Origin of the sequence: Glutamicibacter sp. AOP38-B1-38, from assembly GCF_052377485.1 — a bacterium.
GTDB lineage: Bacteria > Actinomycetota > Actinomycetes > Actinomycetales > Micrococcaceae > Glutamicibacter.
In genome coordinates, this window is the sequence record NZ_JBQSWU010000017.1 from 66,564 (window position 1) to 90,369 (window position 23,806).

26 protein-coding genes are annotated in these 23,806 nt (G+C 63.8%); 17 read left to right on the forward strand and 9 right to left on the reverse strand.

The window, feature by feature from the left end; genetic code table 11:
- Window positions 1-26 precede the first annotated feature (26 nt).
- Both serS and ACT3TP_RS11520 read left to right on the forward strand, forming a co-directional pair.
- A complete protein-coding gene (gene serS / locus ACT3TP_RS11515) occupies window positions 27-1,304 on the forward strand; it encodes a serine--tRNA ligase (RefSeq protein ID WP_096282970.1) in 1,278 nt (425 codons plus the stop codon).
- Between the two features lie 111 nt (window positions 1,305-1,415).
- The gene (locus ACT3TP_RS11520; RefSeq protein ID WP_096282971.1) at window positions 1,416-2,246 is read left to right on the forward strand and encodes an HAD family hydrolase; all 831 of its coding nucleotides are present in this window, start codon (window positions 1,416-1,418) and stop codon (window positions 2,244-2,246) included.
- 31 nt (window positions 2,247-2,277) lie between these two features.
- Here the strand turns inward: ACT3TP_RS11520 and ACT3TP_RS11525 are convergent, their stop codons facing one another.
- Genes ACT3TP_RS11525 through ACT3TP_RS11535 form a run of 3 tightly spaced genes read right to left on the reverse strand, consistent with a single transcriptional unit; the run spans window position 2,278 to window position 4,381 of the window.
- Window positions 2,278-3,513: an HNH endonuclease gene (locus ACT3TP_RS11525; protein WP_444620632.1), complete on the reverse strand. Its 1,236-nt coding sequence runs from the start codon at window positions 3,511-3,513 to the stop codon at window positions 2,278-2,280.
- Between the two features lie 3 nt (window positions 3,514-3,516).
- The gene (locus tag ACT3TP_RS11530; RefSeq protein ID WP_444620633.1) at window positions 3,517-3,729 is read right to left on the reverse strand and encodes a hypothetical protein; all 213 of its coding nucleotides are present in this window, start codon (window positions 3,727-3,729) and stop codon (window positions 3,517-3,519) included.
- A 49-nt stretch (window positions 3,730-3,778) separates the two neighbouring features.
- Complete coding sequence (locus ACT3TP_RS11535) at window positions 3,779-4,381, reverse strand: hypothetical protein (protein WP_096282973.1); 603 nt, start codon at window positions 4,379-4,381, stop codon at window positions 3,779-3,781.
- Window positions 4,382-4,628: 247 nt separating this feature from the next.
- Between ACT3TP_RS11535 and ACT3TP_RS11540 the strand changes: the two genes are divergently transcribed.
- Window positions 4,629-5,846, forward strand: a complete 1,218-nt coding sequence (locus ACT3TP_RS11540) for an amidohydrolase (RefSeq protein WP_444620634.1) — start codon at window positions 4,629-4,631, stop codon at window positions 5,844-5,846.
- Here ACT3TP_RS11540 and yczE read toward each other — a convergent pair.
- From yczE to ACT3TP_RS11555, 3 genes are all read right to left on the reverse strand, one after another.
- Window positions 5,820-6,464, reverse strand: coding sequence for a membrane protein YczE (gene yczE, locus ACT3TP_RS11545; RefSeq protein WP_096283008.1), 645 nt, complete (start codon window positions 6,462-6,464; stop codon window positions 5,820-5,822). The genes ACT3TP_RS11540 and yczE overlap by 27 nt on opposite strands.
- A gap of 88 nt (window positions 6,465-6,552) precedes the next feature.
- Window positions 6,553-7,521, reverse strand: coding sequence for a hypothetical protein (locus tag ACT3TP_RS11550; RefSeq protein ID WP_096282975.1), 969 nt, complete (start codon window positions 7,519-7,521; stop codon window positions 6,553-6,555).
- 86 nt (window positions 7,522-7,607) lie between these two features.
- Window positions 7,608-8,195, reverse strand: a complete 588-nt coding sequence (locus ACT3TP_RS11555; RefSeq protein WP_096282976.1) for a pyroglutamyl-peptidase I — start codon at window positions 8,193-8,195, stop codon at window positions 7,608-7,610.
- A 39-nt stretch (window positions 8,196-8,234) separates the two neighbouring features.
- On the opposite strand from ACT3TP_RS11555, the gene ACT3TP_RS11560 reads away from it, so the two are divergent.
- The gene (locus tag ACT3TP_RS11560; protein WP_096282977.1) at window positions 8,235-9,464 is read left to right on the forward strand and encodes a DNA recombination protein RmuC; all 1,230 of its coding nucleotides are present in this window, start codon (window positions 8,235-8,237) and stop codon (window positions 9,462-9,464) included.
- On the opposite strand, the gene ACT3TP_RS11565 is transcribed toward ACT3TP_RS11560, so the two are convergent.
- On the reverse strand, window positions 9,461-9,955 hold the full coding sequence (locus ACT3TP_RS11565) for a GNAT family N-acetyltransferase (RefSeq protein WP_096282978.1): 495 nt from the start codon (window positions 9,953-9,955) through the stop codon (window positions 9,461-9,463). The genes ACT3TP_RS11560 and ACT3TP_RS11565 overlap by 4 nt on opposite strands.
- 60 nt (window positions 9,956-10,015) lie before the next feature.
- Window positions 10,016-10,495, reverse strand: a complete 480-nt coding sequence (locus ACT3TP_RS11570; protein ID WP_096282979.1) for an inorganic diphosphatase — start codon at window positions 10,493-10,495, stop codon at window positions 10,016-10,018.
- A gap of 98 nt (window positions 10,496-10,593) precedes the next feature.
- Between ACT3TP_RS11570 and ACT3TP_RS11575 the strand changes: the two genes are divergently transcribed.
- From ACT3TP_RS11575 to panC, 13 genes are all read left to right on the forward strand, one after another.
- Window positions 10,594-11,955, forward strand: coding sequence for a D-alanyl-D-alanine carboxypeptidase/D-alanyl-D-alanine-endopeptidase (locus tag ACT3TP_RS11575; protein WP_096282980.1), 1,362 nt, complete (start codon window positions 10,594-10,596; stop codon window positions 11,953-11,955).
- Between the two features lie 9 nt (window positions 11,956-11,964).
- Window positions 11,965-12,888, forward strand: coding sequence for a zinc-dependent metalloprotease (locus ACT3TP_RS11580; protein WP_096282981.1), 924 nt, complete (start codon window positions 11,965-11,967; stop codon window positions 12,886-12,888).
- Window positions 12,885-13,841 (forward strand): tRNA lysidine(34) synthetase TilS, encoded by a 957-nt coding sequence (tilS, locus tag ACT3TP_RS11585; protein WP_096282982.1) that lies wholly within the window; start codon window positions 12,885-12,887, stop codon window positions 13,839-13,841. Before ACT3TP_RS11580 ends, tilS begins: the two co-directional genes overlap by 4 nt.
- Window positions 13,842-13,891: 50 nt before the next feature.
- Complete coding sequence (hpt, locus tag ACT3TP_RS11590; RefSeq protein WP_444617634.1) at window positions 13,892-14,443, forward strand: hypoxanthine phosphoribosyltransferase; 552 nt, start codon at window positions 13,892-13,894, stop codon at window positions 14,441-14,443.
- 107 nt (window positions 14,444-14,550) lie between these two features.
- Window positions 14,551-16,476, forward strand: a complete 1,926-nt coding sequence (gene ftsH / locus ACT3TP_RS11595) for an ATP-dependent zinc metalloprotease FtsH (RefSeq protein WP_444620635.1) — start codon at window positions 14,551-14,553, stop codon at window positions 16,474-16,476.
- Between the two features lie 10 nt (window positions 16,477-16,486).
- Entirely contained in the window at window positions 16,487-17,065 is a 579-nt protein-coding gene (folE, locus tag ACT3TP_RS11600) for a GTP cyclohydrolase I FolE (protein WP_255248300.1), read from the forward strand.
- Between the two features lie 5 nt (window positions 17,066-17,070).
- A complete protein-coding gene (gene folP / locus ACT3TP_RS11605; protein ID WP_181148303.1) occupies window positions 17,071-17,973 on the forward strand; it encodes a dihydropteroate synthase in 903 nt (300 codons plus the stop codon).
- Window positions 17,960-18,793: a 2-amino-4-hydroxy-6-hydroxymethyldihydropteridine diphosphokinase gene (folK, locus tag ACT3TP_RS11610; RefSeq protein ID WP_444620636.1), complete on the forward strand. Its 834-nt coding sequence runs from the start codon at window positions 17,960-17,962 to the stop codon at window positions 18,791-18,793. Before folP ends, folK begins: the two co-directional genes overlap by 14 nt.
- On the forward strand, window positions 18,790-19,251 hold the full coding sequence (locus tag ACT3TP_RS11615) for a DUF3180 domain-containing protein (protein ID WP_444620637.1): 462 nt from the start codon (window positions 18,790-18,792) through the stop codon (window positions 19,249-19,251). Before folK ends, ACT3TP_RS11615 begins: the two co-directional genes overlap by 4 nt.
- Window positions 19,232-19,717, forward strand: coding sequence for a PH domain-containing protein (locus ACT3TP_RS11620; protein WP_105554134.1), 486 nt, complete (start codon window positions 19,232-19,234; stop codon window positions 19,715-19,717). The genes ACT3TP_RS11615 and ACT3TP_RS11620 overlap by 20 nt, the downstream gene beginning before the upstream one ends.
- Window positions 19,714-21,024, forward strand: coding sequence for a PH domain-containing protein (locus ACT3TP_RS11625; protein ID WP_181148299.1), 1,311 nt, complete (start codon window positions 19,714-19,716; stop codon window positions 21,022-21,024). Before ACT3TP_RS11620 ends, ACT3TP_RS11625 begins: the two co-directional genes overlap by 4 nt.
- 4 nt (window positions 21,025-21,028) lie before the next feature.
- A complete protein-coding gene (locus ACT3TP_RS11630; RefSeq protein ID WP_444620638.1) occupies window positions 21,029-21,895 on the forward strand; it encodes a Rossmann-like and DUF2520 domain-containing protein in 867 nt (288 codons plus the stop codon).
- 17 nt (window positions 21,896-21,912) lie between these two features.
- Window positions 21,913-22,767, forward strand: a complete 855-nt coding sequence (gene panC / locus ACT3TP_RS11635) for a pantoate--beta-alanine ligase (protein ID WP_096283010.1) — start codon at window positions 21,913-21,915, stop codon at window positions 22,765-22,767.
- Between the two features lies 1 nt (window position 22,768).
- Here the strand turns inward: panC and ACT3TP_RS11640 are convergent, their stop codons facing one another.
- Entirely contained in the window at window positions 22,769-23,731 is a 963-nt protein-coding gene (locus tag ACT3TP_RS11640) for an NAD(P)H-dependent flavin oxidoreductase (protein WP_444620639.1), read from the reverse strand.
- Window positions 23,732-23,806: the final 75 nt, after the last annotated feature.

The window sequence follows — 23,806 nt, forward strand, 5'->3', positions numbered from 1 at the left end:
GTACTCAAGATTGCTACGCTTAAGATGTGATCGACCTGAAAATGCTCACCGATAATCCGGATATGTACCGCGCCTCGCAACGCGCGCGCGGTGCCGACGAAGCGCTGATTGACCAGCTGATTGAGGCTGACTCGGCGCGTCGCGAAACCATAGCCACCTACGAACGCCTGCGCGCAGAGCAGAATGCGTTCTCCAAGAAGGTTGGCGCCGCCAAGGGCGAGGAACGTGCAGCACTGCTTGCGGAGGTCAAGGAGCTTGCGGTGGCCGTCAAGGCTGCCCAGGCTTCCTCCGACGAAGCGGCCGCTACCTGCACCTCCTTGCAGCGCTCCATCCCAAACCTGATCATCGACGGTATCCCAGCCGGCGGTGAAGACGACTTCGCCCTGGTGAAGACCGTCGGCACCCCGCGCGACTTCGCCGCCGAAGGCTTCGAACCGCTGGATCATCTGCAGATCGCCGAGAAGCTCGGAGCGATCGACATGGAACGCGGGGCGAAGGTCTCCGGATCACGCTTCTATTTCCTGAAGGGCATCGGCGCGCGGCTGGAAATCGCGATGATGAACATGGCGCTGGAGCTCGCGGTCGAACGCGAATTCATTCCAATGATCACCCCGACCCTAGTCCGCCCGGAAACCATGCAGGGTACCGGCTTCGACGTCGAACACGACGATGAGATCTACAAGCTGGAACGTGACGACCTGTATCTGGTCGGCACCTCAGAGGTCGCGCTGGCCGGCTACCACGCCAACGAGATCATGGACCTGTCCGAGGGTCCGATCCGCTACGCCGGCTGGTCCTCCTGCTACCGCCGCGAGGCCGGTTCCGCGGGCAAGGACACCCGTGGCATCATCCGCGTGCACCAGTTCAATAAGCTCGAAATGTTCATTTACACCACGGTTGACCAGGCCGAGGCCGAACACGAGCGTCTGCTGGCGATGGAGGAAGAAATGCTCAAGCGCATGGAGCTTCCATACCGTGTCATCGACACCGCCGCCGGGGACCTGGGGATGAGTGCGGCGCGTAAGTTTGACTGCGAGGCTTGGGTGCCATCGCAGGAGACCTTCCGCGAGCTGACCTCGACCTCGAACTGCACGACCTTCCAGTCCCGCCGGTTGAATATCCGCGAACGCGAGATCGTCGACGGCAAGCCTGGCAAGACCCGCGCGGTAGCCACCCTGAACGGCACACTCGCCACGACCCGTTGGATCGTTGCGATTCTGGAAAACCACCAGAACGCGGATGGCACGGTCAACGTGCCTAAGGCGCTGCAACCCTACCTGGGTGGGCTTGAAGTCCTGAAGTAAGCTAATCGACCGGCCCCGCAAAGGCCGGTCGATTGTCTTTTAATCCGCAGTTCACCTGCCATTGTGCCGTGGATCATCGCAATATCCACGCAGCGGTGGTTCACTTGAATCATGACTATTTTGACTAAGACCGGCAACGACGACCGGCTGCAGAACGAAAAGTTGATGATTTGCCTGGATGTCGACGGGACGATCGTCAATCACCAAGGTTTGATGAGCGCCCGGGTGCGCGACGTTGCCCGCGCGGTGGTGTCCGCCGGGCATGAGGTCGTGATCTCCACCGGGCGTTCGCTCGGTGCGGCACTGCCTATTATGAGCGAGCTAGGCATCGACCACGGCTTTGTCGTGGCCAGCAACGGTGGCGTGCTCGCCCGCGTGCAGGGCGAGAAGGTAGAAGTACTGCACCGCGAGGTCTTTGACCCGTCGCTCGCACTGGCGGCGTTGATGCGTCAGCTGCCGAACGCGAAATATGCGGTGGAGAATGAACGCGGTGAATTCTTGTCCAGCGATGTTTTTACCGATGCGAGTTTTGGTGCCGAATCCAAGGTCGTTGACTTTGACGAATTGCTACGCAGCAGGGCTGTCCGCGTGGTGGTCTTCTCCACCGATGCGACGGCCGAAGACTTCGGCCAGGCCGTACACGGTCTGGGCCTTTCCGGCGTCACCTACTCGGTGGGTTGGACCGCATGGTTGGATATCGCCGCCGAGGGTGTCACCAAGGCCAGTGGGCTTGAGCGGTTGCGCACCGAGCTGAAGTTCGAATCGGCTCAATCAATCGCTGTGGGCGATGGTCGTAACGACATTGAGATGCTCCAGTGGGCCGGCCTCGGGGTCGCGATGGGCCAAGCCCCCGACGAGGTCAAAATCGTCGCAGACGAGGTAACCGCTTCGGTGGACGAAGATGGTTTGGCGATCGTTCTAGAACGGCTGTTGCAGCGCTAGCTGGGAGTAAGCACTGCCTACGGAGCGTGGGCTATGGTCCGGGACCGCTGGATTCCTGATTTATCAGCCGGAGCTTGACGCCTCGCACCCATTTTGAATCACGCAGTAGTTGCGGAAATGGTTTGTGCAGGTATCCGGTCGCCGGCGGGGCCGTCGATAGATACATCATCGAGGAGCCCGGGTTCACTCGCATGGTGTGCGGTCCCTTGAGCGCTACGACTTCAAGCCAACCGGGTTTTTCTTTGGCCTTATTGCAGGTCGGGCAGCGCCCTGCCGCATTGTCGCTATCCGTAGGGCCGCCTAGGTGATGCTGAAGTACGTGGTCGGTCTCTTCGACCAGCCCATCGCAGAATGGGGTGCGGCAGTGCCGGTCTCGAATCCTCACGAAGCGGCGAAGCTTTTCGGGGAAGGCGCGGGCCTTGGAGTCCATTGCGATCAATTCCCCGTCCCCTGGGGCGGTGTAGAGTCGCGTCACGTCGGCCAGGGTCTCTAGGCGATCCAGATGCTCCTGAGCTTTGGCGGATTCCATTTCGGCGAAACTCTGCTCATTGCCAATGGAATTTCCGGCGATTAGTTCCCGCGCGTATTGCGGCGGAACGTATCCGTAGCCTTCCATATAGGCCGGTTCGCGTTCGCCGAGGAGGAGGGTCTTATCGGTCATGATCAGCCCGACGTGCAGTTGCAACGGCAACTTCTCCGGCCGGCCGGCCAGCAAGTAGGTGCAGAGCAGGTCGGCTTTGATCTGCTCCCTGGTACGCAGATCGCCTTGTTTCTTCAGACGGAATGACTCTTGGCGCAGATGCATTTGCAGTGCTGTGCCGGCGACGACGGGCAAGGTGCCGCTGATGCGTACGCAGTTCTTTCCTTTGGAGAAGCGGACATGGCGTTTGGTGTCCGCTTGCTTCATTTTCCGGCACTGATCATCTGAGGCATGGGCCAAGGTGAAGCGTTGCACCGTGTCGGTGAGCTGTTTGGGGCCTTGGGACTCGAACATGTCCGGATTGTCACGGAAGGTGGCGTCGAATTCGGTCCGGCGTTCGGCTTTGACCTCTTGCAGGGGCGTAAGAACCGCCAGGACTTGGGCTTCGGTGAGTTCGCCGCGAGAGAAGCACTCTGCGAGGTAGGGGGTATCTTCGGCCAAGATCCGGCAGTTGACCAGATAACTGCGGTATCCGTTGGGTGACTGCTTCCGGGCCAAGGCGATCGTACTGGCCGCTCCCCGGGTGAGTTGGGGGGAGCAGGTTCGCTGGAACTCTTGCTGGCGCACATCTTACTTTTCTACTTGGTGCGAGAGGGCCGCCTGTTGATAGCGGTAGCTGGAGATGAGCTCTTCGAGTTCCTCAATGGCTTGGGCGCATTCCGCTTCGCTGCCGTGTTCTTCGATCCACGCCAGTTTGCTCTGCAGCCGACCCATCAGCGATTCGAGATCCTGATGCAGCGCCGGTGTTGGTGGGCGATGTCGTCGCACCATTGCTTCGGACATACTATAATTCTACCGCATTAGTTCGAAAATGTCTTCGAATATAGTGGTTTTAATGCTGATCGGCGAGCTCCAGCAGCCTTGCGATGCCACCACGGGCGTCGATCTCATCGTGGTAGCCGGAGCGCACGATCGCGGCGGAGACCGCCTGCGGGGTGATGTCCAGGACCTCGGCGATGGCCTTCTGCTGGCCGCGCACACCGGGGGTCAGCAGGTCGACCACCGCCCATTCGGCCTCGGTGCGGGTGCGCACCGAATGGCCGAGCAGGCGCAGCAGGCCTTCGAGCTCGAGGTCCAGGTCCGGATCGCCGCAGGAGACGCTGATCGGCACGCGTTCCCCGCGGTGCGTGGCGGCCTCCAGCGCACCCAGGGCGCGGCGCTGGGCGATGCCCTCAATGAGGTCGGCTTGGTCCGGGACCGGCTCATAGAGCGTGCCTATCCCTAGGCCGATGTGGCAGAAATTCAACCGGGCGCAACGCATGATCGCGTCGATAGCCGACTGTGCGTCATGCGGCACTCCAAGCAAGAGCTGGCCGCTGAGCGCCATGAACGGTGCATGGGCGTGCACGTGCTCTAGTTGGTCCCAGAGGAGTTCGGCGGCCGCCTGCACGTCGGTGACGGAGCGCGGCTTCGGGCTGAGCGCAAGGACAAACATGATTCAAGTATTGCCTGAGCCGGTGGTTTTGTCGTGCAACCGGCGAAAATGACGATCGCGAGGCGCTGGCCGCCGGCCACGTGGACCTTGTAGTGCTTGACCTCGACGGGACGAGCCGAATCGGAGTACATGGTTCAAGCATTGCTTGAGTTGGTGGTTTTGCAGTGCAACCGGGGAGCGCGACATATGCTTTCCGCAGGGTCGCCGCGGGGCATATATTGGGTCTTGTCTGCTGAAAGGGAGCCCCATGGACGCCGCACGCAAGGTATTGGCCGAACTCGACCCGGAACTGGAATGGATCCATGAGACCTATCGTGACCTGCATCGGCATCCGGAATTGAGCCTGGAGGAAACCCGCACCTCGGCGCTGGTGGTCCGCAAGCTGGAAGAGTTCGGCTACCGGGTGCATCGGGTGGGCGGCACCGGGGTGGTCGGCGTGCTGGACAACGGCCCCGGGCGCACCGTGCTGGCCCGCGCGGAGATGGATGCACTGCCGGTGCGCGAGGCCACCGGGCTGGACTACGCCTCGGAAAATGACGGGGTGATGCGCGCCTGCGGGCACGATGTGCACGTCGCGGCCCTGCTGGGCGCCGCGAAGCTGCTGGCCGACCACCGCGAACAGTGGGCCGGCACGTACCTTGCGCTCTTCCAGCCGGCCGAGGAGACCGCGCAGGGCTCCGCGGCGATGCTCGCCGACGGGTTGGCGGACAAGATCCCCGCCCCCGATGTGGCCTTCGCCCAGCATGTGATGGCGCAGCCGGCCGGGAGCCTGCAGACCGTCGCCGGTCCGGTGCTTTCGGCCGGGGACTCGATCCGCATCACCGTGCACGGCCAGGGGGCACACGGTTCGATGCCGCAGCTGTCGGTGGACCCGGTGGTGCTGGCCGCGGCGATCGTGCTGCGCCTGCAGTCGGTGGTCTCCCGCGAGGTGCAGCCCGGCGAATTCGCGGTGCTGACCATCGGCTCGGTGCAGGTGGGCACGAAGTCCAATATCATCGCGGATAGGGCAACGCTGCTGCTGAACCTGCGCAGCTACGACAACGCGGTGCGCGAAACGCTGATCGCCGCGGTGGAGCGGATCGTCCGCGGGGAGTGCGCGGCGGCCGGCTCCCCGGTGGAACCCGAGTTCGAGTACTACGACCAGTTCCCGCTGACCGCCAACGACGAGGCGGTCACCGCGCGGGTGAGCGCGGCCTTCGAAGCGTACTTCGGGACGGTGGGCAACGCCAGCCGGCAGAGCGCCTCGGAGGACTTCAGCCGGATCCCCGACGCGTTCGGCGTGCCCTACAGCTACTGGCTGCTCGGCGGAATGGACCCGCAGGCCTACGCGGAAGGCAAGGCGGCGGCGAACCATTCGCCGCATTTCGCCCCGCTGATCGAGCCGACCCTGGCCCGCGGCGTGGAAGCCATGGTCATCGCGGCGCTGGGCGAACTGGCCTCAGATCCGCGCGCCGGTGGCGCCTAGCTTGATGATGGTGAAGCGGAAGAAGAACTGCGTGGCGGGACCGATGAGCAGCGCATAGGCCACCGTGCCCAGGCCCACCGGGCCGCCGAGCAGCCAGCCGATGCCCAGCACCAGCAGCTCGATGCTGGTGCGCACCAGCCGGATGCTCAACCCGGTGCGCAGGTGCAGCCCGGTCATCAACCCGTCGCGCGGCCCGGCGCCGAAGTGGCTGCCGATGTACATCGCACCGCCCAGCCCGTTGATTGCGATCGCGCCGAGCAACGTGAGGATCTGCCAGCCCAGCCCGGAGACCTGCGGAAGGATGAGCAGAAAGAGGTCCAGGGCCAGGCCGATGACAAAGACATTGGCCACGGTGCCGATCCCCGGCCACTGCTTCATCGGGATCCAGGTCAGCAGCATCAGAACGCCCACGATGATCACCACGGTGCCCAAGGACAGCGGTACGTGGTGGGTGATGCCCAGGTGGAAGACGTTCCACGGGTCCACGCCCAGATCGGCGCGCACCATCAGCGCCATCGCCAACGCGAAGAGCAGCAGCCCGCCGAACAGGTTCGCCAGGCGCAGCGGGACCCGGCCGGCGGCAAACTGCTGGCGCGGGGATAGGTTCGTCAAGCTCATAGGCTCAACGGTAGCCAGTGCCGGCGTGATAAGTGAAAACACAAGACTTGCAAGTAATCGGCCTGCGCGGAAGCCGGCGTGGTAAAGGTTAGTTCGCTAACTCATCTTCGAAAATTTTCACCGCTGCCGGAAGCAGTGCCTTGACCAATTCGGGGAGTTTATCTGGACCCACCTTGAGCGTTCGAACACCTATATATGAATCTGTATAACCCGTTGCTCGATGAAGGTCGAGATGAAAACGTTTGGCTAGCTCAATTTTTCTTTTGGAGAACCCCTTAGCGCCGCGTCCGGCGCCGCAAGAGATCTGAGCAGGTGTCCCAGCCAAGGTTGCTTCCAAATTTGGAGCCATTTGCTTGATAAGTGAGATCCAGAGTGGTTCAGCTTCGGGCTCGTCCAATGAAAAGTCAGATGGTTTCACAGAGATACCAACGTTCCCCAGATAAGAACCGCTGGGATTTTGACGGTCAGCCTCAATTTGGACGATCATCTGGCGTCCGGAATCAAGAATTGGACTGTAGGCCTCGATTCCTGGATAGCCCGACCCTCCGGGACGGACGTTGTACGTCCAGGTTGTTGGAAGAATTTCTGCAACATCCACCGCATTCAATACTCGTCGAGCAATACGGGACCTGTCATTTACCGAATTTATGTCCGCTGCGGTGATACGAGATGTTGGGTAATGCTCCAAAAGCTGGTCCCAACTAATCACCTGATAAGGCACGCTGGAGTCTTGAATCATGACATCCTCTGGTTCTTTGACCAGCACCATCAAATGATCGACGTGGTTCCATTCGCGTTCGAGTTGACCCAGCGTGACTTCGTGCCCGATCTTCCCTTCGATACCGATTGTTGCGCGTTCAAATTCGATTACGATGTCCAAATTCTCGCGTTTTGAAACTTCGCATGAAATGCGATTGAGGCTGCCGATCCTGATTTGAAATACACTTTCGAAAACCTGTTGAGTGACCGTTGGCGCGAAACGCAGTTCGGCAGCCAGGGCACGCATTGCCATCGGTTCTGTAGTAAAGATTTTGCCAAGGTTGGTGCCATTGTCCATTGGTTTCAAAATTCCCGTTCTACTCCGGATTTAGTGCTGACTTCTTTTTCATTAATCAAACGTCGGTCGAACTGTGTTGCAATGAACTATCCCTCAACCAACTGTGAACAGAAAGTAATTACTGCCTCGCTAAGGCCGGCAAAGCTCAGTTCACTGTGTGCCAGTGCTACCGTGTCGGTCTCCGCACCAACCAGCGCCCGCGCGTTGCCGGGGCGCCATGCGGGGACGTGGATAAATTGCGCCGGGATGCTCAAACCGTAGGCGTGGTAGGCGATGTGGTTGCACACAAACCTGCCGGCATCCTCGCTGACTGCCAGTTGACTAGGTGTTTTCAGCGTCGCCTCGCGGCGGCGCGGACCGTTGGGAATGATGCGCTCGCCGGCCGGTTGGTGGCCGTCGTTATCGGCGATGCGCGCAGTGTGCTCGTTGACCGCCCAGCGCTCCAGATTGATCTCGGTGCGCCCGCCGGCCTCTCCGAGCAGCACCAGCGCGTCCGGTTGGTGCATGCTAAGCAACTCGCCCAGGGCCGGGAATGCACGGGTGAAGGATACTGGCAGGAGTCCGGTTACGATCTGGTGTTCGCCGGCCGTGGCCGGCAACCGGCGCACGAGCTCGGCGCTGGCGTTGTGGGTGTCGGTTCCGAAGGGCTCAAAGCCGGTGACCAGGATGCGCATGGGTCCATTATGTCCGACGGTGCTGATACCTCTTGAGCTATGACTATTGTGCTGTTGGTGCTTGTGCTACTCAATATCCTGCTTGCCGTCGGCGCGCTCTTGCTGATCGTACGGCGGACCGGTTCGAATGATCAGGAACAGATTGCCGCGACGGTGCGCGCAACCCATGGCGAGCTGCGCCAGGACCTGGGCGCGCAACGCGGCGAGCTGCGCGATTCGCTGCACGAGGTGCGCCGGGACAGCGAACAGCGGCTGGAAGCGATCCGCACCACCGTGGATGCGAAGATCACCGCGCTGAACGAATCGAATCAGCACATGCACCGCCAGCTGCAAGGTGCGCTGCGCGAAGAACTCGAGCGCTTGCGCGTGGGCAACGAGTCGAAGCTCGAGAAGATGCGCGAGACGGTCGACGAGAAACTGCAAGGGACCTTGGAGAAGCGGCTCGGTGAATCTTTTGAGCTGGTCAGCCAGCGTTTGGAGCAGGTGCAAAAGGGGCTGGGCGAAATGCAGAATCTTGCGGCAGATGTCGGCGGGCTCAAGCGTGTGCTGACAAATGTGAAAAGCCGGGGCACCTGGGGTGAGGTGCAGCTCTCGCGCCAATTGGAAGACCTGCTCACCACGGAGCAGTATGCGCAGAACGTGGTGATCCGGCCCGAGAGCCGCGACAGCGTCGAGTTCGCGGTGATCATGCCTGGTCGGGACGAGAATCCGGTATATCTGCCGATTGACTCGAAGCTGCCGCAGGAAGACTACGAGCGGCTCTTGGACGCCCAGGAATCGGGCGACAAGGTGCAAATCGATGCGGCGAGCAAGGCGCTGGATAAGGCCATCATCATCCAGGCGAAGAAAATCGCGGAGAAGTACATCGAACCGCCGCACAGCACGGACTTCGCGATCATGTATCTGCCCACCGAGGGGCTCTTCGCCGAGGTGGTGCGCCGCCCGGGACTCGCCAGCCGGCTGCAAACCGAACACCGGGTGCTGGTCACCGGTCCGACGACGCTGATGAGCCTGCTCAATTCCCTGCAGATGGGCTTCCGGACCCTGGCCATCGAAAAGCGCAGCAGCGAGGTCTGGCAGGTGCTTTCCGCGGCGAAGGCCGAGTTTGGCAAGTATGGGGACGTGTGGGACAAGCTGGAGAAGCAGTTGACCACCGCGCAGAACACCGTCAAGGAGGCCGGAACCCGAACCCGGGCGGTGGAACGCAGGTTGAAGGATGTGCAGAGCCTGCCCGAAGAGCCTGTTTTGGAGAAGGTTCTCGGGCTCTAACGGTTCAGCCGGAGCTTGAATCCGAGATGCGAGGCGCTGAAGCCCAGCCGCTGGTAGAACTGGTGGGCTTCGAGCCGCGAGGCGTCGGAGGTGAGCTGGATCAGCCCGGCGGCGCAGGCCGGCGCCGCCGCGTCGATTACCCAGCGCAGCATCGCCGAACCCAGGCCCGTCGAGCGGGAATCGGAGCGCACGCGGACCGCCTCCACGTTCAATCTGACGGATCCGCCCCGGGAGATCCCGGGGATGGAAGTCAACTGCAGCATCGCGATCACCTCGCCGGCGCGTTCGCCGAGCACCAGGTCGTTGCCGGGATCGGCCAGCAACCGTTCCAGGGCCTGCGCATAGCCCTCGGACTCGACCGTTGCTTCGCGGGCGGCGCCAAGCACATCATCGGCCAAGAGCCGGCGCAATGCCGGAAGGTCCGCCGCTTCGGCGCGACGCAGCATTACCTCGGCATTCAGCGGCGTGGGCAGGTCGAGAGCAGCGAGCACGGGTTGCCTTTCGAAATAACTAGGGGCGAGGACCAATCGGTCCCCGCCCCTAGATCGTGGTTAAGCCTTGAAACGCTCGATGGAGCGAGCCAGTTCGGCCTCGGCGGCCGCGCGCCCCTCCCAGCCCTCGGCCTTGACCCACTTGCCCGGTTCCAGGTCCTTGTAGCGGGTGAAGAAGTGCTCGATTTCCTTGATCAGCCACTGATCGATGTCTTCGAGTTCCTTGATGTGGTCGAAGCGCTTGTCGGTCGGCACGCACAGCAGCTTCGCGTCGCCACCGCCATCGTCGGTCATGTTGAAAACGCCGATGGGGCGGGACTCGACGATGACGCCAGGGATCAAATCGACACCCGGGATGTAAACCATGGCGTCCAATGGATCGCCGTCTTCGCCCAGGGTGTCGTCGAAGTAGCCGTAGTGGGTCGGGTACTGCATGGAGGTGAAGAGCACTCGATCCAGGCGTAAGCGATGGGTCTCGTGGTCGATTTCGTACTTGACGCGTGATCCAGTTGGGATCTCGATGGTCACGTCGTGGCTCATAAAAAGCACACTCCTAAACTAGTCTTAGGGATATCCGCTAATAAGCGTATCGCCCCCGGGGGCATAAGTAGCTAAACCCGCGAGAGGAACATGCTCACATGAACACTGCCGCAAGACGCGCACTGACGCTGGCGGTGGCCCTGTTGGCGGTGGTGGGCATGGCCGTGGCGATGTTCAGCGCGCCGCGCAGCTTCACCGGTGAACCGCAGGCGCATTACGTGCGCGCCAGTGCAACCGCCCCGGCAGCCGAACCTGTCGCCCTGCAGGATCTGGATCCCGAGGCTCCGATGCCCGATAGCGCGGTGCTCTCCGCGCAGCTGGATGCGATCCTGGGCACCAAGGGGGATAAGACCTCCTTCAACGCCCAGGTGGTCGACGTGGCCAGCGGCAAGGTACTCTACGACAAGAATGCGCAAACTCCCGGAACTCCGGCCTCAAGCCTGAAGGTGGCCACCGCGCTGGCCGCGCTGGATACCTTCGGCGGGGAGCACCAACTGTCCACCAGCGTGTGGCTCGACGGGGGCACCCTGGTGCTGCGCGGCGGCGGGGACGTGCTGCTGGGCGACGGTGCATCCGATCCCGCGCACCCCAAGGGATATGCGGGCCTGGCCACCCTCGCGGCGCAAACCGCGAAGGCCCTGGCGGATCGCGGCATCGGGGAGGTGGAGCTCTGGCTCGACGATTCGCTCTTCGGCGATGCGCAGCGGAATCCGGCCTGGGATAAGTCGTTGTTCACCTCGAATAACATCGGCGCGGTCTACCCGATCGCGCACTACGCCGGACGCGCCGCCGAAAGCACCCGCTCGGCCTATCAGTCCGATGCCGCACAGCAGGTGCGCAAGGTCTTCGCCGCCGAGCTGGGCAAGCAGGTGAAGGTCAACGCGGGCGGACGCGGCGCCTACGAGGGCGGGGAACAGCTCACCGAGGTGCTCTCGGCCCCGCTGCGCGTCCAGATCAAGCACATGCTGCTGGTCTCGGACAACTACCTGACCGAAGCCATGGGTCGAATGGTCGCGGTGCACAAGGGCATGGACCCGAAGCAGGCCGGGCTGGCCGTGCAGCAGGTGGCGCAAACATATGGCGCCACCGTCATATCTTTGGTGGATACCAGCGGGCTGGCGGCAACCAACCAAATTTCACCGGCCGCGTTGACCACGTTGCTGCGCGCCGCGGCCACCAGCGGAAAACCCGAACTGCGCGAGCTGGTCTACTCGCTGCCCGTCGCCGGGTACAACGGCACCCTGATGAATCGGCTCGATGCGGCCGCTACCCTCGGGCTGGTGCGGGCAAAAACCGGATCGCTGACCGGGGTGGCCACGCTGACCGGAATGACGCTGACCGAAGACGGGCGGCTGATCGCCTTCAGCATCTTTGCCGCGCAGCCCGACGGGACGCTGGCACCACATAAACCAACCATCGACCAGGCAGTCACCGCCTTGCGCGGCTGTGGGTGCCGGTAGGAGAATTACATGAGCCAGTTCATCGATTGGGATCTCGCCGTAGGCACCGCAAAAACGCTCATGCCCGCCGGGCCGGCGCTGAGCGGCAAACAGGCGGCGCGGATCGTGGAAGAACTGCGCATCGCCGGCGGGCAGGGGCTCGGAGAAGCCGAACGGATCTCGCAGCTGACCTCCACCGCACCATCCGAAACCCTGGTGGTGGACCGCGCCGGCTGGGCCAAGGCGGTCAGCCAGAACTTTGCCGCAATGCTTCCCGAGATGCCCAAAACCCCCACCGCCCTGCCGCTGATCGCCGGGGCGGAACTCGGCGCGGTGCTTTCGGTGCTCGGCACCAGAGTGCTGGGGCAATTCGACCCGTTCGCCGGTCCCCGGCTGCTGCTCAACGCCCCGACGATCACCCAGATCCGCGGCGAGCTGAACCTGAACGCGCGGGACTTCTACCTGTGGATCGCCACCCACGAGCAGACCCACCGGCTGCAGTTCGAGCATGCGCCATGGATCCCGGGGGTGATGAAGCAGACCCTGGCCGAGGTCTTCGAGCCGCTGGGCGGAAAGACCAGCTCGATGAATGACCTCGGGGCGCGGATCAAAACCATGCGCAGCGAGGTCGGCGAGCTGACCAGCATCATGTCGGTGCTCGAAGGCCACGCCATGGTCGTGATGAACGACGTCAGCTCGATCCGCACGATCAAGACCATCCGCAACCGCTTCACCGCCCGCGGCAAGAACCGTTCGCCCTGGGCCAGCTGGATCGGCAAGCTGCTGGGCATGGACGCCAAGGCCCGCCAGTACGAGCGCGGCGCGAAGTTCGTGCGCCACCTGGTGGACGAGATCGGCTATGCCGGCTTCAATGAGATCTTCACCGACCGGGAATTGTTCCCGAGCTCCGCGGAACTCGATAACCCCGCACGCTGGCTGGCCCGCACCCGATGAGCCGGCCGATCGACCTGGCCCGCAACGCGGTGGCGGCGCAGGCCGGAGAATTCGCGCTGCTCGGCGTTTCGGGCGGGGCCGACTCCCTGGCGCTGGCCATCGCCGCGAGCCAGCTGCGCGAGCGAATCCGCTTTGCCGTGGTGATCGTGGACCATGGCCTGCAACCGGGCAGCGCCGCGGTGGCGGCGCGCGCCGCCGCGCAATGCCAGGCGCTGGGCCTGGAAGAGGTGCTGCTCAAGACGGTGCACACCGCCGGGGACGAGGCCTCCGCCCGGGCCGCCCGGTATGCGGCCTTCGAACAGGCCATGGAGCAGACCGGGGCGCAACGCCTGCTGCTCGCGCACACCAAAGACGATCAGGCCGAACAGGTGCTGCTGGGGATCCTGCGCGGTTCGGGCACCAGGTCCCTGGCCGGAATACCTGTTTCGCGCGGCCCCTACGCCCGTCCGCTGCTGGAGCTGACCCGCCAGGACACCGAGCAAATCTGCGCACGGGCCTCAGTGGAGTACTGGGAAGACCCGAGCAACGCGGACACCGCCTACCGGCGCAACCACATCCGCCACGAGGTGCTCCCGTTTTTGCGTGCGCAGCTCGGCGGGCACCTGACCGAGGCGCTGGCCCGCACTGCGGCGCTGGCGGCGGCGGATGCAGACGCGCTGGACGCCTGGGCCGGGCGGGCGTGGGAGCAGGCGCGCAGCGCCGCCGGGGTGGACTTGCGTATTCTTGCCACTTTTCCCGAGGCCATCGCCTCCAGGGTGCTGCGTCTGGCCGCCGCCGACGCCGGTGCGCTGAACCTGGGCAGCGAGCGCACGGCGGCCCTGTGCGCGCTGGCCGGGGTGGGGGCGAGCAAGTCCCGTTCGGCCGGTCCGGTGCAGCTCGAAGGCAAGATCAGCGCGCTGCGGCGCTCCTCGGTGATAGTTTTCACCACCACAAGCTCAACAACACTAAACTAAATGTGGCACTCTAGTTGAGTACCCCACCTCTGAGAATCAGGAGAACCCTCGTGGATTCGAACACAGTCAAGGCCGATCTCGCGCACGTACTGTATACCAAGGAAGACATCCAGGCTCGTATCGACGAACTGGCTGCACAGATCGACAAGGATTATGCGGGACGCGACATCCTCGTTGTCGGCGTGCTCAAGGGTGCGGTGATGGTCATGGCGGATCTGGTCCGCGCGCTGAAGTCCCACCTGTCCATGGACTGGATGGCGGTCTCCTCCTACGGTTCCGGAACCCAGTCTTCCGGCGTGGTGCGCATCCTCAAGGACCTGGACACCGATCTGATGGGCAAGCATGTGCTCATCGTCGAAGACATTATCGACTCGGGCCTGACCCTGTCCTGGTTGAAGGCCAACCTGGAATCCCGCGGCCCGGCCTCGGTGGAAATCTGCACCCTGCTGCGCAAGCCGGAAGCGGCGAAGGTGGAAATCGACGTGAAATACGTCGGCATGGACATTCCCAACGAATTTGTTGTCGGCTATGGCTTGGACTACGCGGAAAAGTACCGCAACCTGGACTGCGTGGGCACCTTGGCTCCGCACATCTACGAGTAGGGAACTTTTAGCGCCGCTGAGGCGTTGAACTGAATCGAAGGTGGCGTTGCCCGGACGCCGGCAGAACGCGTGAGGGGGATGCGAAAGGTACGGGACCTTTCGGGTCGATGAAAACTAAGAAGATTTTTAACAGCTGGATCATTTGGGTCCTGGTCGGTGTGACCGCGATGGTGTTGTTCCTGCCGATGGTATTCGGCAACGGTTCGGCACAAGTGGATACCTCCGTGGGCCTGAACCAACTCACCAGCGGTAACGCCACCGAAGCGAAGATCTTCGACGGAGATCAACGAGTAGACCTGACCCTGCGCGACGCGCTGAACGTCGACGGAGTGGACAAGGGAAAGAAGATTTCCTTCTACTACTCCGTGCCCCGCGCCGACCAGGTGGTCGACGCGATGAACGACGCGCAGCTGAGCAAGTTCACCGATCAGCCGGTGGAAAACAACTGGCTGCTCTCGATGCTCGGCATCATTATCCCCTTCATCCTGATTGCAGGCATCTTCTGGTTCATCTTGGCGCGCAGCCAGGGTGGTGGCTCGAAGGTGATGCAGTTCGGCAAGTCCAAGGCGAAACTGATCACCAAGGATATGCCGCAGGTGACCTTCGTGGATGTGGCCGGCGCCGAGGAAGCGGTGGAGGAACTGCACGAAATCAAGGAATTCCTGCAGGAACCGGCTAAATTCCAGGCCCTGGGCGCGAAGATCCCCAAGGGCGTGCTGCTCTACGGCCCTCCGGGCACCGGCAAGACGCTGCTGGCCAAGGCCGTGGCCGGCGAGGCGGCGGTCCCGTTCTACTCGATTTCGGGTTCCGACTTCGTCGAGATGTTCGTCGGCGTGGGTGCCTCGCGCGTCCGCGATTTGTTCGAACAGGCCAAGACCAACTCCCCGGCGATCATCTTCGTTGATGAGATCGACGCCGTGGGCCGGCACCGCGGCGCCGGAATCGGCGGCGGCAACGACGAACGCGAGCAGACGCTGAACCAGCTGCTGGTCGAGATGGACGGCTTCGACGCCTCCACCAACGTCATCCTGATCGCCGCGACCAACCGTCCGGACGTGCTGGACCCGGCGCTGCTGCGCCCGGGACGCTTCGACCGGCAGATCCCGGTGGAGGCACCGGATCTGAAGGGCCGCGAACAGATCCTGAAGGTCCACGTGGCCGGCAAGCCGATGGACGCCACGGTGGATCTGAACGCGGTGGCGAAGAAGACCCCGGGCTACACCGGCGCGGATTTGGCCAACGTGCTCAACGAGGCCGCGCTGCTCACCGCCCGCTCGAACGCAAACCTGATCGATGACCGCGCGCTGGACGAAGCGATCGACCGGGTGATGGCCGGGCCGCAGAAGCGCACCCGGCTGATGGACGAGCACGAGCGCAAGGTCACCGCCTACCACGAGGGCGGCCACGCGCTGGTGGCCGCGGCGATGAACCAGACCGCACCGGTCACCAAGATCACCATCCTGCCCCGCGGCCGCGCCCTGGGCTACACCATGGTGGTCCCGGAGTCCGATAAGTACTCGATCACCCGCAACGAACTGCTGGACCAGATGGCCTACGCCATGGGCGGCCGCGTGGCCGAGGAGATCGTCTTCCACGATCCCTCCACCGGCGCGTCCAACGACATCGAGAAGGCCACCGACACCGCACGCAAGATGGTCACCGAATACGGCATGAGCGAGAAGATCGGCGCGGTGCGCCTGGCCTCCTCGGCCGCCGCACAGGGCATGGGCACCGGGAGCCGGGACTACTCCGATGAGATGGCCCACCTGGTCGACGAGGAGGTGCGCACGCTCATCGAGCAGGCGCACGACGACGCCTACTGGGCGCTGACCGCCAACCGCCACGTGCTGGACCGCCTCGCGCTGGCCCTGCTGGAGCACGAAACGCTGAACCAGAAGGAAATCGCCGAGCTCTTCGTCGATCTGGTCAAGCGCGACAAGCGCGACGTGTGGCTGAGCAACGACGAGCGTCCGGTCCACGAACAAGGCCCGGTATTAAGCCCCAAGGAGCGCGCGGCGCGTTCGACCGACTAGGATCGAAGTCGTGATTGAAGTCAATGAGATCGACCAGCCGCGCATTGCCGCGGCGGTCCGCGAAATCCTCGAAGCGATCGGCGAAGATCCGGACCGCGATGGCCTGCTGGACACCCCGAAGCGGGTAGCCAAGGCCTACGCCGAATTCTTCGCCGGTTTGCATCAGGATGCCGCCGAACACCTGTCCACCACTTTCGACATCGAACATGACGAACTGGTGCTGGTCAAGGACATCCCGTTCTATTCCACCTGCGAACACCACCTGGTCCCGTTCTACGGCACCGCGCATATCGGCTACATTCCGGGCCGCGGCGGCAAGGTCACCGGGCTGAGCAAGCTGGCGCGCCTGGTCGAGGTCTTCGCCCGCCGCCCGCAGGTGCAAGAGCGCTTGACCACCCAGATCGTCGATGCGCTCGTCGAACACCTCGAACCCACCGGCGCGATCGTCGTGATCGAATGCGAGCACATGTGCATGTCGATGCGCGGGGTGCGCAAGCCCGGCGCGAAGACCGTCACCAGTGCGGTGCGCGGACAGCTGCGCGAGACCGCAACCCGTGCCGAAGCCATGAGCCTGATCCTCGGAAGGTAGCAATTATGTCACTTGGAGCCATCCCGGGCACCGGCCCGGCCACCAGCCCGCTGACCGTGATCCGCAAGTCGAAGCGGAAGAGCTTCGCGGACCTGCCCACCGGGCGCACCCTGGTGATGGGGATCCTGAACGTCACCGAGGACTCCTTCTCCGACGGCGGCGAGTTCCTGGGCACCGACAAGGCGCTGGACCACGGGCTGAAGCTGCTCTACGCCGGAGCCGACATCATCGACGTGGGCGGGGAATCCACCCGTCCCGGAGCCAAGGACGTGGATCCCGCCCTGGAGCAGGCGCGCATCATCCCGGTGATCGAGGCGCTGGCCAAGGCCGGCGCGGTGATCTCCGTGGATACCATGCACGTGTCCACCGCCCGCGCGGCCATCGCCGCCGGGGCGCAGCTGGTCAACGACGTCTCCGGGCTGACCTATGAGCAGGGCATGGCGGAACTGATCGCCGAAACCGGGGTCCCCTACGTGCTGATGCACCGCCGCGGCACCGCCGCGAATATGGTGCACGAGGCGAACTACGGGGACCCGGTGGCCGAGGTGCTCGCCGAGCTGCGCACCCTGCGCGACGAGTTCCTGGCCAAGGGCGTGAAGCCCGAACAGCTGATCCTCGACCCGGGCCTGGGCTTCGCGAAGAATGCCGAGCACAACTGGGCGCTGCTGGCCAACCTGGCGGCCTTCGCGGCGCTGGGCCACCCGGTGCTGGTCGGCACCAGCCGCAAGCGTTTCCTCGGCGAACTGCTGGCCGACGGCAAGGACCCGCGCGAACCGCTGGGCCGCGACGTGGCCACCGCCGCGACCACCGTGCTCGCCGCCCGGGACAACGCCTGGGCGGTGCGCGTGCACGATGTGGCGGCCAGCCGCGACGCGTTGGAAGTCGTGCAGGCCTATGGATCGCATTAGCATCCAGGGAATTTCCGCCACCGGCTATCACGGGGTCTTCGACCACGAGAAGCGCGAAGGCCAGGAATTCCGCATCGACGTGGTGCTGCATGTGGACATCACCCGGGCCGCGCTGAGCGATGACGTGGCTGACACCGTGGACTACGGGGCCGTCAGCCAGCTGGTGGTCGATCAGATCCAGGCCGGACCCTGGGACCTGATCGAAAAGCTCGGAGCGCAGATCGCCGAGGCGATCCTCGCCGCCTGGCGCTCGGTGGCCACCGTGGAGGTGGTGGTGCACAAGCCGCAGGCTCCGATTCCGGTGCCTTTTTCCGATGTGAGCATCTCGCTGACCCGGCAGCAGAGCGTGCATACCGCGATTATCGCGCTGGGCGCCAACCTCGGGGACAGCGCCGCGACGCTGCGCTCGGCCATCGCGGAACTGCGCGAGCACCTCGAGGTGCTGCGGACCTCCCCGGTAGCGCTCACCAAGCCGGTGGGCGGCCCGCCCGAACAGCCCGATTACACCAACCAGGTCATCGAGGTGCGCACCACGCTGGGCCCGTACGAGCTGCTTGAGCTGTGCCAAAGCATCGAGGCCAACCACGAGCGCACCCGCGAGGTGCGCTGGGAGGCGCGCACGCTGGACCTGGATCTGATCACCTTCGACCAGCTGCGCCTGGACGAGGAACTGCTGACCCTGCCGCATCCGCGCGCCCACACCCGCGGGTTCGTGCTCGCCCCGTGGAGCTGGATGGATGCCGACGCGGTGCTCAACGGACAGCTGGTATCCCGGCTGGCGGCCGAAGCGGCGGACACCGCGGACATCATCAGGCTATGAACCGGCTCAAGCTGCGCACGCTCATCTGGTGCACGCTGCTTGGCGGCGTGACCGGTTGGGTTGCGCTGCGCCTGCTCACGGCCACCGGCAGGTTCTCCCCGGTGCTCGACTACGCCGCGTTGTTCTCCCTGGGCGCGGTGTGCGCGGTGGTCCTCTTCCTCGGCATCCGGGTCAAGCGTTCGACCCTGGGCCGCGGCCATATCGACCCGATCGCCGCCGCGCGCACGCTGGTGCTCGCGCAGGCGGCCGCCTACGCCGGCGCACTGATTACCGGCTGGCATCTGGCCCCGCTGCTGACCTTGCTGTTCGCCTCCGGCTCGAGCCCCACGCTCACCCGCGCGATGGTCCTCACCGGCGCCGGGATCCTGATGGTGGTCATCGGCTACCTTGTCCAGCACCTTTGCAAACTACCGCCCGAGGACACCGATGAAAATACCGATGGAATCGTCACCGAATAACTTCACCGCGGTGGACCCCGACTATTTTAAGGTCAAGCTGGCCACCTGGCTGATCCAGACCGGCAGCTACCTGCTGGTGGCGCTGCTGCCGTTGATCCTGCGCCTGTTCGGCCTCCCCGTGCCCTGGTGGTTGGTCATCCTCCCGCCGGTGCTGGTCCTCGGCCTGGCCTTGCCGATCCTGCGCATGCTGCGCCGCCAGGTGCGGGCGCTGGGCTACCGGGAACGCGAAGAAGACCTGCTGGTGCGTTCCGGGGTGCTCTGGCGCAAGCAACTTGTCATCCCCTACGGGCGCATGCAATATGTCGAGGTCACCAGCGGGCCGCTGGAACGCCGCTATGGGTTGTGCAAGCTGACGCTGAACACCGCCGCCGGGTCGGCCACCGCGGTCATCCCCGGGCTGCGCGAAGACACCGGGCAGGCATTGCGCGAACGCTTGGTCGCGGCCGGCGAAGCGAACCTGCTGTGAACGAATGGCAGCGGGTCCACCCGGCCAGCCCCTTTGTGCACGGCTGGCTGGCCATCGTCGGTTTGGCCTGGGTGTACTGGCAGAATACCGATGACATTTCCTGGGCGGAACGTTTCACCGGCAGCCGGCTGGCCTGGACCGTGGGCATCGGCTCGGCGGCGCTGGCGCTGGTGCTCATCTTCTACGCGCTGTCCTGGTATTTCACCCGCTACCGGATCAGCGAAACCCACGTTTATGTGAACGCCGGAATGGTCTTCCGCAGCCAAAAGCAGGCGCGCATCGACCGGGTGCAGGGCATCGACATCGCCCAGCCCCTGGTGGCCCGGCTGCTCGGCTTGGCCGAACTGCGCTTCGATGTGGCCGACGGTTCGGCCTCGGTCATGCGCCTGTCCTTCCTGCGCAAGGCGCACGCCCACCAGCTGCGTGCCGAGATCCTGGCGCTGGCCCAAGGTGAGATCCCGGTGCAGGAAGAAGCCGCGCAGCCGGTTCCGCTGATGGCCAAGGTGCCAGCCGGACGCCTGCTCGCCTCCATGTTCCTGCGGCTTCCCACGGTGGTTGGCGTGCTCTTGGCGTTGGTTCTGGGCATCCTGAGCCTCTCGGGGGTTGGCGTGCTGGTTGCCGGCCTGGTGCCGATGCTGCTCGGCTTCGGCGGCTGGTTCTACAAGGAACTGAACAACTCATGGAACTTCAGTGCGAGCGCCACGGATACCGGCCTGCGGATCAGCCACGGGCTGGCCGATACCAAGCAGCAGTCGTTGCCGGCCGGCCGGGTGCAGTCGATCCAGATCAGTTCGCCGGCCTTTTGGCGGCTGCTCGGCTGGTACCGGGTGGAGGTCAACGCGCTCGGTGTCGGTGAAGAAGAAATGTCGAATCTGCTGGTGCTGCCCGTCGGGGACTTCGAAGCGGTCACCCAGGTGATGGGGATCTTGCTGCCCGAGTTGGGGGTCGAGAACCAGCGCGCGGTGCTGCATACCGCCATCACCAGCGGAACCGACCACGGTTTCACCAGCTCACCGGCTCGTGCCAAGGCGTTGTCTCCGGGGGCCTGGAAGCATCAGGCGTTTTTGAGCACCGGCAGTTGCGTGATCACCCGCTTCGGTTGGCTTTCGCGCAGCGCGGCCTTCGTGCCGCATCGGCGGATCCAGGGGATGGTGCTGCAGCAGGGCCCCTGGGAGCGTCGCCGGGAGTTGGCGGGGATCCGCCTGTACAGCGCCGGTGGCTCGATCATGGGCTACATGCATCAGCTCGATGAGCAGGTAGCGACAGAATTTTTTGCGGCGCAAGCGCGGCGACAGGTTGAGAGGTAGATCCATGGAGGCACCCCGCTTAGGCATTGGAATCATCTCCGCCGGCAAGGTCGGAGCGGTCCTCGGGGCCGCATTGGCGGCCGCCGGACACCGGATCACCGGCGTGCATGCGGTCTCCGAAGCGTCGCGGGACCGTGCCGAGGTGTTGCTGCCCGGCGTGGAGATCCTGGATCCGGCCGAAATCCTGCGGCGCAGCGAGCTGGTGCTCTTCGCGGTCCCAGATGATGTGCTCGGCGAACTGGTCCAGGGCCTGGCCGCCGCTGGACACTTTGTGACCGGCCAGCTGGTTGCCCACACCGCCGGACGTTACGGCACCGGGATCCTGGAGCCCGCGCGAGCTGCCGGAGCCTTCCCGCTGGCCATCCACCCGGCGATGACCTTTACCGGGATGAGCTTGGATCTGCAACGCCTTACCGACTGCGTCTTCGCCGTCACCGCGGATGAAATCATGCTCCCCGTGGCTCAGGCACTAGTGGTGGAGATGCGCGGAGAGCCGGTGGTGATCGCCGAGGAGGACCGCGTGAGCTATCACGCGGCGCTGGCCCATGCGGCAAACCATCTGAATACAATTACCGCGCAATCGGCCGATATGCTGCGCCGGATCGGGGTGCAAGACCCGGCGGCCATCCTGCGTGGGTTGATGGGCGCAAGCCTGGATAACGCCTTGCGTTCGGGAGCCGGAGCCTTGACCGGTCCGGTAGCCCGGGGAGATGTGGGAACCGTCAGGGCGCATCTGGCCGCGATGGCCAAGGACCAAACCGAGACCGTGGACAGCTACCGCAGCCTGTCACGGGCTACCGCGCAACGCGCGGCGGCACTCGGGCGGATCTCACCGGGGACACTTCAAGAACTGCTGCAGGTTCTAGAATAGAGGGCGTGAAGACCCCGATGATTGTTCAAACCCGCGATGAGCTGAAGACAGCGATCGCTCAGGCCAACCCGCAAACTCTGGGCTTTGTCCCCACCATGGGGGCATTGCACCAGGGGCACGCGCGACTTTTTGCCAAGGCGCGTAGCGAAAACGAGCTGGTGGTCAGTTCGGTCTTCGTCAATGAGCTGCAATTCAATGACGCGCAGGACTATGCCAATTATCCGCGTGACCTCGATGCCGATGTGCAGTTAGCCGCGCAGGCCGGGGTTGATATCGTCTTCGCGCCGCGCGCGGAGGAAATCTACCACGCGGGGATGCCGTTGATTCGGCTGAACAGCGGGGTGCTGGGCGAAATGTACGAGGGGGCCTCCCGCCCGGGGCATTTCGACGGGATGCTGGCAGTGGTGGCTAAGCTGCTTCACCTGGCAGATCCGCGGCAAGGCGAATACCGTGCCTATTTCGGGCAGAAGGATGCACAGCAGTTGGCGCTCATTCGGCGGATGGTCGCAGATTTGGACTACCCGGTTCAGTTGCGCTCGGTGCCGATCGTCAGAAGCCCCGAAGGACTGGCGCTGTCCAGCCGCAATGCGTTGCTCAACTCCGAAGAATTGCGGGCCGCGTTGGTGCTGCACCGTGCGATCGAACTGATTTCCGGGCGTGCTGCCCGTCATGAACCGCTGAATATTGACGACGCGCTGGGCCTGTTCCAAATGGAACCACTAGTCGAGCTCGACTATTTCGTGGTGGTTGACCCCAATACGCTCCAGGAGCTCGCCTTCAATTGCCAGGACACTCCCTTTACCGGGCAGGGCCTCGTGCTGGTGGCGGCGAAGGTCGGTAATGTGCGCTTGATCGATAACCAGCCAATTTAAGTCAGCCGAAGCGTCGTGCGGTCCGCTCGAGAATTTCGCGGAATTGTCCCAACTCGGCCATGATCTGCGCGGCGCTTTCCTCTGCTTGTACGAATTGGACCGCTTCACCGGCATAAACCGGGGCCATCGAGACCAGCGCTTGCGCGCGGGCAGTGCGCATCTGTTCACGCAGCTGTTCCGTGGAAGCGGCCTGCAGCCCGGGAATGTCTCCGGCCCAGCGCTGGCTGAATTCGTTTCTCAGCGCCCGTCCGCCAAACTCTTCCGCCCAGGGGAGCTGCTGTGCGATATCAAATGCGCGGGTGTATACGGTGTCGTCTAATCCGGAGGCCAGGACCGCGGCCTTTAAGTTCTCGTGTCCGCTGGCTTCGGCACTAGCAAGGAAACGCGTCCCTACCCAAGCCGCATCTGCGCCGGCGGACAATACCGCAGCCACGGCCCGGGCGGTGCCGATGCCGCCGGCGGCGATCACCGGTTTAACGTGCTGCATCGTCGCCAGCTGCACCAGCGGCAGCGTTCCCGCTTCGTTGCGGCCATGGCCGCCGCCTTCGCCGCCCCGGGCAATGACAACATCGATATCATCTTGCATGGCCCGGGCGAGGTCTTCGGCGTTTCCCACCTGCATGGCCGTGAGCACTCCCGCTTCGTGGGCTAGGGCCGCACTCCTGGTGGGGTCGCCGAAACTCAATACAACCAATGACGGCTCGTAGTCGAGGAAGCTTTCCAGGGCGCTCAAGTCATTTTCCAAAGACCACGCCATGAAACCGACACCCCAGGGGGAATCTGTTGAGCCCAGATGGGCTGCCTGCTCCGAAATCCATTCGCCGGTGGGGGTGGCCGGGCAGCCAATCATCCCTACGCCGCCGGCGGCGCTGACGGCGGCAGCGAGCTGGCCGCCGGCGGCGCCTGCCATCGAAGCGTTAAAGATTGGCTCACGGTATCCAAGGAGTGTCTGAAGGTCGCTCATAACGCCAGACTAGGACACCAAATTGAATGTGACGCAGAACCCCCTCCGTCGATTTGTAAGTTACCCGAAGTCTCT

What these genes read in the sequence shown, in the direction of transcription:
- ACT3TP_RS11520 (WP_096282971.1), top strand. Translation starts at nt 1,416, where the DNA reads ATGACTATTTTGACTAAGACCGGCAACGACGACCGGCTGCAGAACGAA.
- ACT3TP_RS11530 (WP_444620633.1), bottom strand. Translation starts at nt 3,729, where the DNA reads ATGTCCGAAGCAATGGTGCGACGACATCGCCCACCAACACCGGCGCTG.
- ACT3TP_RS11535 (WP_096282973.1), bottom strand. Translation starts at nt 4,381, where the DNA reads ATGTTTGTCCTTGCGCTCAGCCCGAAGCCGCGCTCCGTCACCGACGTG.
- ACT3TP_RS11540 (WP_444620634.1), top strand. Translation starts at nt 4,629, where the DNA reads ATGGACGCCGCACGCAAGGTATTGGCCGAACTCGACCCGGAACTGGAA.
- yczE (WP_096283008.1), bottom strand. Translation starts at nt 6,464, where the DNA reads ATGAGCTTGACGAACCTATCCCCGCGCCAGCAGTTTGCCGCCGGCCGG.
- ACT3TP_RS11550 (WP_096282975.1), bottom strand. Translation starts at nt 7,521, where the DNA reads ATGGACAATGGCACCAACCTTGGCAAAATCTTTACTACAGAACCGATG.
- ACT3TP_RS11555 (WP_096282976.1), bottom strand. Translation starts at nt 8,195, where the DNA reads ATGCGCATCCTGGTCACCGGCTTTGAGCCCTTCGGAACCGACACCCAC.
- ACT3TP_RS11560 (WP_096282977.1), top strand. Translation starts at nt 8,235, where the DNA reads ATGACTATTGTGCTGTTGGTGCTTGTGCTACTCAATATCCTGCTTGCC.
- ACT3TP_RS11570 (WP_096282979.1), bottom strand. Translation starts at nt 10,495, where the DNA reads ATGAGCCACGACGTGACCATCGAGATCCCAACTGGATCACGCGTCAAG.
- ACT3TP_RS11575 (WP_096282980.1), top strand. Translation starts at nt 10,594, where the DNA reads ATGAACACTGCCGCAAGACGCGCACTGACGCTGGCGGTGGCCCTGTTG.
- ACT3TP_RS11580 (WP_096282981.1), top strand. Translation starts at nt 11,965, where the DNA reads ATGAGCCAGTTCATCGATTGGGATCTCGCCGTAGGCACCGCAAAAACG.
- tilS (WP_096282982.1), top strand. Translation starts at nt 12,885, where the DNA reads ATGAGCCGGCCGATCGACCTGGCCCGCAACGCGGTGGCGGCGCAGGCC.
- ftsH (WP_444620635.1), top strand. Translation starts at nt 14,551, where the DNA reads ATGAAAACTAAGAAGATTTTTAACAGCTGGATCATTTGGGTCCTGGTC.
- folP (WP_181148303.1), top strand. Translation starts at nt 17,071, where the DNA reads ATGTCACTTGGAGCCATCCCGGGCACCGGCCCGGCCACCAGCCCGCTG.
- folK (WP_444620636.1), top strand. Translation starts at nt 17,960, where the DNA reads ATGGATCGCATTAGCATCCAGGGAATTTCCGCCACCGGCTATCACGGG.
- ACT3TP_RS11615 (WP_444620637.1), top strand. Translation starts at nt 18,790, where the DNA reads ATGAACCGGCTCAAGCTGCGCACGCTCATCTGGTGCACGCTGCTTGGC.
- ACT3TP_RS11620 (WP_105554134.1), top strand. Translation starts at nt 19,232, where the DNA reads ATGGAATCGTCACCGAATAACTTCACCGCGGTGGACCCCGACTATTTT.
- ACT3TP_RS11630 (WP_444620638.1), top strand. Translation starts at nt 21,029, where the DNA reads ATGGAGGCACCCCGCTTAGGCATTGGAATCATCTCCGCCGGCAAGGTC.
- panC (WP_096283010.1), top strand. Translation starts at nt 21,913, where the DNA reads ATGATTGTTCAAACCCGCGATGAGCTGAAGACAGCGATCGCTCAGGCC.
- ACT3TP_RS11640 (WP_444620639.1), bottom strand. Translation starts at nt 23,731, where the DNA reads ATGAGCGACCTTCAGACACTCCTTGGATACCGTGAGCCAATCTTTAAC.